Annotated in this window: 8 protein-coding genes; 5 read left to right on the top strand and 3 right to left on the bottom strand. The window is 57.8% G+C overall.

Translation table 11 applies throughout. The features are described 5' to 3' along the window. Positions 1 to 727: 727 nt before the first annotated feature. Both ACX5K5_RS11235 and ACX5K5_RS11230 read right to left on the bottom strand, forming a co-directional pair. The gene (locus ACX5K5_RS11235) at positions 728 to 1,882 is read right to left on the bottom strand and encodes a glutamate--cysteine ligase (protein WP_459174405.1); all 1,155 of its coding nucleotides are present in this window, start codon (positions 1,880 to 1,882) and stop codon (positions 728 to 730) included. A gap of 133 nt (positions 1,883 to 2,015) precedes the next feature. Continuing rightward, on the bottom strand, positions 2,016 to 3,257 hold the full coding sequence (locus ACX5K5_RS11230) for a THUMP-like domain-containing protein (RefSeq protein ID WP_459174404.1): 1,242 nt from the start codon (positions 3,255 to 3,257) through the stop codon (positions 2,016 to 2,018). A 408-nt stretch (positions 3,258 to 3,665) separates the two neighbouring features. Between ACX5K5_RS11230 and groES the strand changes: the two genes are divergently transcribed. From groES to ACX5K5_RS11205, 5 genes are all read left to right on the top strand, one after another. After that, a complete protein-coding gene (gene groES / locus ACX5K5_RS11225) occupies positions 3,666 to 3,962 on the top strand; it encodes a co-chaperone GroES (protein WP_096253924.1) in 297 nt (98 codons plus the stop codon). Between the two features lie 101 nt (positions 3,963 to 4,063). After that, entirely contained in the window at positions 4,064 to 5,662 is a 1,599-nt protein-coding gene (groL, locus tag ACX5K5_RS11220; RefSeq protein ID WP_443438172.1) for a chaperonin GroEL, read from the top strand. 311 nt (positions 5,663 to 5,973) lie between these two features. Next, positions 5,974 to 8,091 carry an acyltransferase family protein gene (locus ACX5K5_RS11215; protein WP_459174403.1) on the top strand — a complete coding sequence of 706 codons (2,118 nt, stop codon included), beginning with the start codon at positions 5,974 to 5,976 and terminating at the stop codon, positions 8,089 to 8,091. 97 nt (positions 8,092 to 8,188) lie between these two features. Next, positions 8,189 to 9,694 carry an IMP dehydrogenase gene (guaB, locus tag ACX5K5_RS11210; protein ID WP_188686813.1) on the top strand — a complete coding sequence of 502 codons (1,506 nt, stop codon included), beginning with the start codon at positions 8,189 to 8,191 and terminating at the stop codon, positions 9,692 to 9,694. A 137-nt stretch (positions 9,695 to 9,831) separates the two neighbouring features. Further along, complete coding sequence (locus tag ACX5K5_RS11205) at positions 9,832 to 11,565, top strand: HNH endonuclease signature motif containing protein (protein ID WP_459174402.1); 1,734 nt, start codon at positions 9,832 to 9,834, stop codon at positions 11,563 to 11,565. Here ACX5K5_RS11205 and ACX5K5_RS11200 read toward each other — a convergent pair. Beyond that, positions 11,562 to 12,026 (bottom strand): VanZ family protein, encoded by a 465-nt coding sequence (locus ACX5K5_RS11200; protein ID WP_459174401.1) that lies wholly within the window; start codon positions 12,024 to 12,026, stop codon positions 11,562 to 11,564. The genes ACX5K5_RS11205 and ACX5K5_RS11200 overlap by 4 nt on opposite strands. Positions 12,027 to 12,067 lie beyond the last annotated feature (41 nt).

Genomic DNA, 12,067 nt, shown 5'->3' with positions numbered 1-12,067 from the left:
TGGCATTGTTGTCGCGTCGTCATGTCGGAGAGATCTAAGTTTTTATCGAATAAATAACCAGTGAAACTAAATTATGTGAATCGCAAGCTCAAATGCGTTCAAAATATATGAGAAGGAGTATGTGGGCTCTTAAAAGTTACGCGTGGTGCAGACCAACTTACTGATATCTCACGGTAAAGCGTCGGGAGCGTGAGTTAAGCTGTTTGCGTCCGGTACTGGACCGGCACGACGCGATAATGGTGCAGAGAGTGAACCAAAAAATCATCGAGTCAGCGTGCAGTTTAGATGCCGCATTGGGCACGAACATCTCTTGTATGTGCCAATTTCGCGAGGGGTCCCGCCTGAATTGCGCTGTAGTTCGGAGCACGGAAGCGGATATGGAGGAGGGGTGTTGGAGGATACACAATTCCACCGAATCTTGTGGGCAAAGTTGAGCTCAAGCTCCGGGATGAATTTCAAGAGAGTAAACGTCAAGGATTTGTTCTAGTGGTTGTATGAGTTCTCTCCGACGGGCCAAATGAGTGCAGGCTACCTTGCGTATGCATTTAGAAGTTCCTGTGCTGTAGTTAGCTGAAGGACCATAGCGTTCAAATTATTGAATATTTTCGGCAAAATTGAGTCGCGCGAGCACAACGGTTTACTCAAATTGGCAGAGGAGAGTACAGGTCCGTGAGATCCCGATAATTCGGAATCTCACGGACCTGTTTTCTTTTTGGGTCTTAGCTATTTAGACAGCGTTCATTTGCGCAACGTTGTCCTTGACGACGGCTTGGAAGTCGCCGCCGGTGGTCGCAAAAATCTGTCGTTGGATCTGGTATCCGGCACCGCGCTCAATGAGGCGAATGATTCCTTGAAGTTCGTCTTGGCATCCGAGCTGTTCAGCTACAGGTGCTAGGCGTTTGACCTCGTTACGGAGGTGGTCCGTTACCAACATTTCATCGCCTTGGGCGTTGAGAATAATGATCGCGTCGAGTCCGTAGCGGGCTGCACGCCATTTATTCTCTACTCGGTGCCAAGCCGGCATAACAGGGATCTTGTATCCCGCTTCAAGAGACATTGACATGTCGTGGACCAAGCACTGGGTTAGTGCAGTGATGGCTGAGATGTCTTCCAACGAGCTCATGCCGTCGCAGATACGCATTTCCACGGTACCAAGGCGGTTGACCGGGCGGACGTCCCAGCGAATTTCGGAGATGTCATCGATGACGCCGGTGTGGAGCATGTCGGCCACGTAGGCCTCGTACTCGGACCAGGAATTAAAGTGGAAAGGGATTCCTGCGGTGGGAAGCTGCTGGAACATTAACGCACGCTGCGAAGCGTAGCCAGTATCTTCTCCACCCCAGTAAGGGCTAGATGCGCTGAGCGCTTGGAAGTGTGGCTGGTAGTTGATCAGACCGTCGGTGATTGGCAGAGCCTTTTCACGGTCGTCTAGTCCTACGTGTACGTGGATGCCGTAGATGACCATTTGGCGTCCCCACCACTGGGTGCGGTCAATGAGGTTTGCGTAGCGTTCTTTGTCAGTCACTGGCTGAGAAGTTGGTGCGGCAAAAGGGTGCGAGCCTGCGCAGTAGAGATCTACGCCCATGGGGTCGGTGACTTCACGGAGCCGCCGGACGTTGGCGCGTAGCTCATCGGCAGCATCTGCCACGGTGCGGTGCACTCCGGTCACAACTTCCACGGTATTCATCAGCAACTCAGGCTTGATGGTGGGATGCTCTTCATCTGCTGGAATTCCAGCATCTTCTTTGAGCTTGTCCAACACCTTTTCGGCCACAGAACTAAGGTCAGCGTTTTCACGATTGACCAACGCAATTTCCCATTCAACACCGATAGTTGATTGGGGCGAGTCGGCGAATTCGATCTTTTGCACGTAACTCCTCATTGCGTGATGGGCTCGAAAAACTACCGAGCCAGTTGGCGGGTGGGTGGTGGCTACCCGCGCAAAAACGGAGGATATCCATACTTATTGTATTTGCTCCCCGGGCTTGCTCAGTGCAAGACATGGAACGTGGGTCTTAGTGGGGCTGCACTTCGAAGGCTACGCGCTTTTCTCCCAGCCGGGCCAAGATGAGAGTCGCCTTATTCCTGGCGCTCTTTGAGGATCCGGACAGCAAGATGCGGCGCAACTCTTCGGGGGTGACATCGACACCGCGCTTCTTGATGTCCAAGGAACCAATACCGTTGGCCTTCACCCAGCTGCGCAACTTTTTCACGTTGTAATCGTGGACCGCGAGTACTTCGAAACCACGTGCGAAAGGTGTGGTGATCTTTTCTGCGTGGGTGAAGTATGCGATGTGCTCATCTAAGAGATGTCCACCTGTCTGCTCAAGCATGGTGCCAATGAGATGTGAACGAATGACCGCGCCATCTGGTTCATAGATGTGCGCCGCTAGTTCTCCCACAGGTGCCTTGGCATCTTGCTCTACGGTGACCGAGCTGATTAGCTCGTGTGCGCCATTCTTATCAATGACTAATGCGGCACGGGCAATATCTTGACGTTTGAGTTTGCCGAACCACAAGCAAACTTCAATGACCGAGCCATGATCTGAAATCCAGACGGCTTCGGCACCTGCAGGGATTGCTTCGTGAGGTATTCCTGGACCGAGCTTTACACCTACATCCATACCGTTATCGACGAGTTTCTCTACAAACGATAGGGGAGGGGAGAAGGCCTCAGGATCAAAGAGTCGGCGTGAAGCACCAGAAATATCAGTTCGCCGCGCTGGGTCTAGCCAGACAGCGTCAATTCCTGTTAGGTCAGTGTCTTCTGCGGTGCCGTGGCGTACCTCGGCGTTGTCAAAAGGCATGAGGTTGAGCGTGACCGCAGCTGCCGTCGTCTCATCCTTCTCTACCGCGGTGACCTTCAAGCCGGCGCTGGCCATGGCAATGGAGTCGGCGCCAATGCCACAACCTAGGTCTGCCACGTGCTGGCTTTGTGCTTGCTCAAAGCGGCGTGTATGCAGTCCAGCGATCATCAGACGAGTGGATTGCTCCAACCCAGCCGGGGTAAAGATCAGCGTGTCGGCAAAGGGACCAAACTTAACCCGCCCGCGGTAACGAAGTTCTGCTTGAGCGATAACAGCACGAACTACCGCCGCATCGTGTCCGTCTTTGCGTAGCTTCTCATTCAGAGCCCATGCAGAATCTTTGGATGCCGCCATGGAAGGGTCAATGGTAGCGAGCAACGACCAACCTGCGGGGGAGAGGAGCGCTGCGAATTGGTCGTTAAGAGTTGAGTCATTTGATGCCTGAGCCATAAGTTCCAGCCTATCGGCATTCCTTGCTTATCCATGCGTACCAGCTCTACTGGGTGGTGCTGTGTGAATCACGGAGGTAAACGTGGTCTTGTGCGCGCAGGGATAGTTGGAGTGCTTTGCATTTAATAGTGTGCTGCCCCTAGTTCCGAGGCGTTGGCCGGGAATAGCTAATCAGCGAAAGTCCGCTCTGCGCGAACCGGTGTGACGAACTAGGGCAATCATTAGCACTCACCTTGACCGAGTGCTAATTCACGGCCTAAAGTCATCAGTGGGTGCTAAGCGCGAGCTCTGCTTACGCGACGCACACCGCCTGACTGGATCACACCAACTGGCACCGCGACGACGGTTGGTCCAATGCCATAGGGCGAAACCCTACATTCATTGGTTCATACACGAAAAGGAGAGACCATGTCTGTCTCCATCAAGCCACTCGAAGACCGCATTGTCATCAAGCAGGTCGAAGCCGTAACCACCACCGCATCCGGTTTGGTCATCCCTGATTCCGCTAAGGAAAAGCCACAGGAAGGCACCGTTGTTGCAGTGGGCCTTGGCCGCATTGACGACAAGGGCAACCGCATTCCTTTGGACGTTGCTGAAGGCGACGTAGTTCTGTACTCGAAGTACGGTGGAACCGAAGTTAAGGTCGGCAACGAAGAGTACCTAGTACTTTCGGCTCGCGACGTTCTGGCAGTCGTCGTAAAGTAACGCCAACCTCGTAGTTTTACGGCCCCAATCCTTGGATTTGATCAATGATCTCAAAGGGTTCGAGGCCGAACTGCGACCTATGCTATTTCAGGAGTTAGTGCATGGCTAAGCAGCTAGCATTTAATGAGGAAGCGCGACGCGCCCTCGAAGCGGGCATTGATAAGCTCGCAAACACCGTGAAGGTCACCCTCGGCCCACGCGGTCGTAACGTGGTCCTCGCCAAGAGCTGGGGCGCACCAACGATCACCAACGACGGTGTCACCATTGCGCGTGAGATCGACTTGGAAGATCCATACGAGAACCTTGGCGCACAGCTGGCCAAGGAAGTTGCCACCAAGACCAATGATGTTGCTGGCGACGGCACCACCACCGCGACCGTGCTGGCACAGGCACTGGTCAAGGAAGGTCTGAAGAACGTAGCAGCCGGCGCTGCACCAGGCGATATCCGCAAGGGTATTGAACTGGCAGTGGAAATTGTTGCCGAACGCCTGAAGGCTAACGCCGTGGCAGTCGAAGACAAGGTTGCCAACGTGGCATCGATCTCCGCACAGGATGACGAAATCGGCGACCTGCTCGCCGAGGCCTTCAAGACCGTGGGCACCGATGGTGTCATCACCATCGAAGAGTCGTCCACCACCGCCACCGAACTAGTCCTCACCGAGGGCATGCAGTTCGACAAGGGCTACCTGTCCCCACAATTCATCACCGACGCAGAACGCCAGGAAGTTGTCCTGGAAGACGCAGTAGTGCTGATCAACCCATCCAAGATCTCCACAGTGGCAGAATTCTTGCCACTGCTGGAAAAGGTCTTGGAGACCAAGAAGCCACTGCTGATCATTGCCGAGGACGTAGAGGGCGAAGCCCTTTCCACCTTGGTAGTCAACAAGCTTCGTGGCCTGCTGAACGTGGTTGCCGTAAAGGCTCCAGGCTTCGGTGACCGCCGCAAGGCAATGATGCAGGATCTCGCGATCCTCACCGGCGCCCAGGTAGTCTCCGCCGAACTAGGACTGCAGCTAGACCAGGTTGGCACCGAGGTTCTTGGTTCCGCACGCCGCGTAACCATCACCAAGGATTCCACCACCATCGTTGATGGCGCCGGAACCGAAGAAGACGTTGCAGAGCGCGTAGCCCAGCTACGTGCAGAGCACGCCCGCACCGACTCCGAATGGGACCGCGAAAAGCTGGCCGAACGTCTGGCTAAGCTTTCCGGTGGCATTGGTGTCATCAAGGTAGGTGCCTCCACCGAGGTTGAACTCAAGGAACGCAAGCACCGTATCGAGGACGCAGTGTCCTCGACCCGTGCAGCGCTCGAAGAGGGCATCGTTGCCGGTGGCGGTACCGCACTGGTTGACGCACTGTCAGCACTGGACGAAGACGCACGCGTCACCTCCGCCGAAGGCGATATCGCCGCCGGTGTAGGAATCGTACGTCGCGCCCTGGTGCAGCCATTGTTCTGGATCGCTACCAACGCCGGCTTTGACGGTGCAGTAGTTGTCTCCAAGGTCAAAGAGACCGGACCGAACGAAGGCTTCAACGCCAAGACAGGTGTTTATGAGAACCTGCTCAGCGCAGGCGTCATTGACCCAGTAAAGGTCACCCGTTCAGCGCTGGTCAACGCATCCTCGATTGCTGCCCTGGTCTTGACCACCGAAACCTTGGTTGCCGAGAAGGCTCCCGAGGAAGAGGCTCACGCCCACTAAGGGATCAAACCCTTGACCGAATGCCGTCACTGCTCAGAGCTTCTGCTCTGGCCGGTGGCGGCATTTTGTTTTCTTTATTCACGGCTTTATCTAAGGCACGCCCACTGCATGCTATTTGGTTCGCCGGTACCTCGTAGCTAAAGCGCACAAGTCAGCCCATTATGGGAACTTCACTAATTAGGTCCTGCGTGGTGGCACACAGCAAGTACCAAGCTCATAACGAAGTTCACTTGGTAAAATTGATGGTTGTCCGCTGAGACCACAGTCTTGGTGGAGCACTAACCACAGAACCGACAAGGAAAGTCGCACCCGTGTCCCCAGCGATCAGCAGCACTCAGAACACCGCGCCAGCCGCGGGTTTTCGTGCCGATTTGCAAGGACTACGCGCGCTCGCCGTGCTGTTGGTGATGTGCTATCACATCTGGTTTTCCCGAGTCTCCGGCGGGGTAGACATCTTCCTGATGCTCTCAGCCTTTTTCCTCACCGGATCGCTGACTCGCAAACTAGGCAGTGGTCAGAAAGTCTCGGTTCTGGGTAACTGGTTGCACCGCTTCTCCCGATTACTGCCACAGGCGGCACTGATCATCGTTGCTACCGCGGTCACCGCCTGGCTGGTGCTGCCGGCCACCGGGTGGTTAGCGCTGATCAATGAAGCTTTCTCCTCACTCTTCTTTAAGCAGAACTGGGCCTTGGCCGAGACCAACGTGGACTACTACGCGTTTAACACCTCCGCTTCCTCACCGCTGCAACACTTTTGGTCGCTGTCAGTGCAGGGCCAGATCTTCATCATCTGGCCGGTATTGCTGGTTGTTTGTGCTTTCATCTGGCGGCGGTTCTTCTCGCGGTTCCGGTTCGAGCTCATCGCGTTCACCATGTTCGCCGCCGTGTTTGCCGGTTCGCTGAGCTACTCCATCTACTTGACCGCGGCCGATCAGCGCCTGGCCTACTTTCACACCGGCACCCGGATGTGGGAGTTTGCGCTGGGCTCCATGCTCGCCCTGGCTCTACCGCTGCTCTCACGATTGCCCTCATGGTTACGCCGAATCGGTGGCTGGAGCGGGTTGCTGGTCATCGTTTCTTGCGGCGCACTACTAGACGTTGAAGGACAATTCCCCGGGTATCTGGCCTTAGTGCCGACGCTGGGCGCAGCCCTGCTGATCATGGCTCCGGAACCCCGATCATGGAAGAACCCTGCCGGGATCCTGAGTTTGGCACCGCTGACCAAACTCGGTGCGTTGTCCTACGGGATGTACCTCTGGCACTGGCCACTACTGGTCTTCTACCTGCAGCTGGCAGGGGTAGACCAAGCCTCACCACTAGCAGGTACGGTACTTATAATGGGGTCGATCGGCTTGTCGTGGCTGAGCACCCGATGGGTTGAAAAACCCTTGCTTCGTTTAGAACGTCCGCAGCGCTTGCCGATACTGGCCATGGTGCGCCGTCCGCAGCTGGTGTCACAAGCCTTCGTCATCACGCTAGTGGCGCTGGTGGCTGCCGCGCCCATCGCCGTATGGGACTCCAACGTGCAACAGCGCAAGGTGCAGGCAGCTTCGCAGTCTCCAGAGGAAAACCCCGGCGCTCAGGCTACCGCCGACTGGGATCCGTCTCCGGCCGCCCTCACCTTGCCGCTACGCACCGATTTAGACACCGAATGGCAGACGCCGGGGGATCACTGCGCGGGGAAGTACACTCCGCAAGATCCGGCGATCATGTTCTGCAATCAGGGCGGGGACCCCAACGCCGCCCCGGACCTGGTCCTGCTCGGTGATTCACATATCCAGCACTGGTCCGATGCCGCCGCGACCACCGTCGAAGCGTCCGGTGGCAGCTGGGTGATGATCTATCATCCAGGCTGTCGTTACGGTTCGAGCACCATGCCTTGGGATGCCCAAGAGTGCGCCGCGTTCCAAGAGGCCGCGCAAGACTACGTCACCAAGCTGGCGCCCTCGATGGTGCTCACCGTCGCCACCCAAACCGTGGGCGCACCGGACGAGTTTGGGAACTCCGCAGCCTCCCAAGAAACCATGGTTGATGGCTACGCGGCGGCGATCGATCCGTTCGTGGCAGCCGGATCCCAGGTCATCGCGATGCGGGACACCCCGCGCTTTGAGTCCTCCATTCCGGACTGTGTGGGCCGGCACCGATCCGATGATTCTGCCTGCGATGCACCGGTGGCGGATAAGCTCGCCGCGGTCAACCCGGTCGATACCTTCTTGGCCTCGCATGATTACGGCTCATCTGTCCGTCCCTTTGAGATGACCTCACTGCTCTGCCCGGAGGGTATCTGCAAGGCGGTGATTGGCAACGTGCTGGTTTACATTGATGATTCACACCTGTCCAAAACCTTCGTCAACAGCGCCGCCACCCGCTTCGCCTCGGCGTTTAGCGTGGCTACCGGATGGCCGCGGGAAGAAATGACGTCCCGCTGACGTTAGCTTAGACACAGATCTTCGACGAGAATCGTCTATAGGCCAAAAGAGATCTACCATTTAAGCAACCTCCGCTTTCGCTCCGAAAGGTTCTTACGTGACTGAGTTCAACCCCTTTGCCTTTGAAGGACTCACCTACGACGACGTCTTGTTGTTGCCTGGCCCAACGGACGTGATCCCCTCAGACGCGGACACCACCACCCGTTTCACCAAGCGCATCAACATTGCGACCCCGATCAGCTCCGCCGCCATGGACACCGTCACCGAGGCCGGCATGGCCATCGCGTTGGCCCGTCAGGGCGGTATCGGTGTGATTCACCGTAACCTGTCCATCGAGAACCAGGCCAGGCAGGTTGACCAGGTCAAGCGCAGCGAATCGGGCATGATCTCGGACCCGGTCACCGTGCACCCAGGTGCCACCTTGGCCGAATGGGATGACCTCTGCGCCCAGTACCGTGTCTCGGGCCTTCCGGTCATCGATGAGAACCGCAAACTGCTGGGCATCATCACCAACCGCGACACCCGCTTTGTGCCGCGCGAAAACTTCATGACCACCAAGGTCTACGAGGTGATGACCGGCATGCCGCTGATCACCGCCAAAGAGGGCGTGCCCCGCGACCAGGTCATCGAGCTGCTCTCCAAGAACCGTATCGAAAAGCTGCCACTGGTTGATGACAACGGTGTACTGACCGGATTGATCACCGTCAAGGACTTCGACAAGGCCGAGCAGTACCCACTGGCCACCAAGGACGACGACGGCCGGTTGCGCGTAGCGGCCGCCGTAGGCTTCTTCGGTGAAGGCTACGAGCGTGCGATGACGCTGATCGACGCCGGCGTGGACGCACTGGTGGTAGACACCGCCAACGGCCACAGCCAGGGCGTGCTGGACATGATTGCCCGCCTGAAGAAAGACCCAGCCGCCGCACACGTGGACGTCATTGGCGGCCAGGCTGCCACCCGCGAAGGTGCCCAGGCACTGATCGACGCGGGCGCCGACGCCATCAAGGTCGGCGTAGGCCCAGGTTCGATCTGCACCACCCGCATCGTTGCCGGTGTGGGCGTGCCCCAGGTCACCGCAATCTACGAGTCCGCCAAGGCTGCCATCCCGGCCGGCGTGCCACTGATCGCCGACGGCGGTCTGCAGTACTCCGGTGACATCGGCAAGGCCCTGGTGGCAGGCGCCGACTCGGTGATGCTCGGTTCGCTGCTCGCAGGCACCGCAGAATCCCCAGGCGACCTGGTCTTCATGGGCGGCAAGCAGTTCAAGGCTTACCGCGGCATGGGTTCCATGGGCGCGATGGAAACCCGCGGCAAGAACACCTCCTATTCCAAGGACCGCTACTTCCAGGCCGACGCACCTTCCAACGAGAAGCTGATCCCGGAGGGCATCGAAGGCCAGGTCCCGTACCGCGGCCCGCTCTCCGCAGTGGTCCACCAGCTCGCTGGCGGCCTGCGTCAGACGATGTTCTACGTCGGCGGACGCACCATCCCGGAGCTGAAGGCCCGCGGCAAGTTTGTCCGCATCACCTCGGCAGGCCTCAAGGAGTCGCACCCACACGACATCATGATGACCGTCGAGGCGCCGAACTACCGCTCACGCTAAACCCCGCACGATCAACGCCCCGCACCTGTCCAACAGGTGTGGGGCGTTCTCGTCCCCGCCAAAGAAACTTTCTGCACTTATCCACAGTCGGTCCCACCCCCACCTACCCGGTCCACCCTTCCGCGCATACTCAAATCATGAACACCACCGCCGGGGCCGCCCTCACCGAACTGCACACGACGCTCACCGAGCTCACCGCAGCCACCGGCGAGCCAGAAAACCTCACCGGCGAAACCCTGCGGACTCTCGCCACCACCGGCACCGCACTATTCACCTTCCTGCGCTTACACCTCGCCAACACCACCGATCCCCGCCTCGCCCTAGAGCTCGCCACCACCGGACAGGCATTGGAAGACGAAGCGGCCCGCATCCGCGTCACCGGCGCAGACCGGCTCGCCGCCACCAACGCCCACACCCTGGACGAAACAGAACTCGACACGCTGCGCACCACCGCCCCTGACACCAGCCGCCAGGCGCACCGTTGTGCTGGTAAATCAAGCTTTCAAACACCCGCAGCGCTCCTAGCGTCCTGGACACATATCCCGTTTGGTGAAGCGAACAAACTCATCGGCGACGCCAGCGATCTTATTAGCCGCCGCGATATGGCAGGCAACCAGCTCCCACCACGCTTTGAACACCTCGCCACGTTATTCACCACCCCAGACCCGGCACAATCACCGGCACTGCACCCATCGGTGGTGCGTGAGACCAGTCAGAAACTCGCCAAACGTGAACCGAAAGATCAAACCTTTGACGGGGTCCGTACCGAGCCGACGTTGTTTCATGCCGACGGCCGCCCGGTCGAAGAACACGCGGCCAATCTGTTGTCTACTGGGCAGAGTGTCTCCGAAACGAATAAACAGGTCAAAGAGCTGATCACTACCGCCAGCACCACTGCCGGCACTGCGACGTCTTCCTCATTGCGTCGGGGGTTCTTCCCGCTGCCAATCAAGAACGAGTTCACCCGCGAGTTTTTACTACGGGTCACCACCGTGGAAGGTGAGTATTTTGATTCGTTGGCAGCTCATGCAGCTAACGGACGCACCCGCGCGGGGGCGCAGGCTAGGGTCAACCGGCCGCCACAGGCCGGCCCGGTTGATGAGTCGGCTAGTGCTACGGACTCTTCCTCCACTGAGCAAGCTATTGCCGAACCCGCCCCCGCACCCGCTGAGCCAACCGCCACACCAGAACCACAAGACGAAGCACCAGAGCAGACAACCCCGGCAGAACCCACAGTAGAACCCAGCATCCTGGATTTCTTACCCGAAGGGGCACAGGAGGAAGCAATCTGGGAACCAGAAACCATGGAACGCCCAGCTACGGTCCCCGAACGAGCGCTCAACGCGTTGATGGACCTCCTCACCACAATCCCCACGACCGGGGGTGGTAGCCAACGGATCAGACCTGAAGTCCTGGTGCATTTGAAGCTCGAAAATTTGCAGGACCTCGCCTCCGGGGATGCCCGCACCGCCCACGGAGTGAAACTTCCGCCCGGGGATTTGAGACGGTTGTTATGCGAAGCCGATATCATCCCGGCAGTGTTCAACTCGAAGAGTGAACTGCTCGATTATGGTCGAGCTCAACGGTTGGTGCCGGAGAAACTCAAACGCGCGGTGCTCGCGCGTGATCATGGGTGTATTGTGCCTGGTTGTACCGAGCCACCGGAGAAGATTGAGTTCCATCATATTGATCCGTGGTGGATGGGCGGCGAAACGAAGTTGATCAATTTGAGTGGCCTGTGCCGGGGTGCGCATATGGATGCTGATTCGGGTCGGATCAAGATAGTGGTGGTTGACGGGCTACCGCACGTGATTTTGCCGAAGCATATTGACCCGGAACAGTTACCGCGACGTAATACTTACTGGGACTAACTCCCGATCGGGGCAGCGTCCTGCCCCTCGGCCCGAACCTTCCGACGACTACGCGACCAAAACAACCAACACAGTGCGCCAAGCAGCGCGCCCAAAGAATTGGCGAGAATATCAAGGCCCGACGCAAAACGCTGGGGGAGAAATAACCACTGGCTCGCTTCGATCAGTGAAGTTGCGAGCACTCCAAACCCCACCGCCAGCCAGAAGCGCCGCAGCCCAAAGCCCAACAACAACCCCAACGGGATGAAAAGTGCGATATTCGCGCCGAACTCCACCAGGTCATAGCCAACAAAGTTCGGCACGCCCACCGAATGCAGCCAAGCTAAAACGCTATCCAAAGCACCCCGGGCCGAGGCATCAACCGGCGTTGGCCAGAGCGCAACACAGATCAGCCCGAGCAGATATAGCGCAGGCAATACCCACAGGGCACGAAGGGGGAGGCGGGAAGAAGAAATCGGCACGGTCCTTGGAAGCTAGTTTTGAAGAATTGACGAGCTGCCAG

Source organism: Glutamicibacter bergerei (assembly GCF_054495185.1).
This window is presented reverse-complemented; position numbering and strand designations above follow the sequence as displayed.

Bases quoted from the DNA above. Each gene is read 5' to 3' on its own strand.
- ACX5K5_RS11235 (WP_459174405.1), bottom strand. From the start codon at position 1,882: ATGAGGAGTTACGTGCAAAAGATCGAATTCGCCGACTCGCCCCAATCA.
- ACX5K5_RS11230 (WP_459174404.1), bottom strand. From the start codon at position 3,257: ATGGCTCAGGCATCAAATGACTCAACTCTTAACGACCAATTCGCAGCG.
- groES (WP_096253924.1), top strand. From the start codon at position 3,666: ATGTCTGTCTCCATCAAGCCACTCGAAGACCGCATTGTCATCAAGCAG.
- groL (WP_443438172.1), top strand. From the start codon at position 4,064: ATGGCTAAGCAGCTAGCATTTAATGAGGAAGCGCGACGCGCCCTCGAA.
- ACX5K5_RS11205 (WP_459174402.1), top strand. From the start codon at position 9,832: ATGAACACCACCGCCGGGGCCGCCCTCACCGAACTGCACACGACGCTC.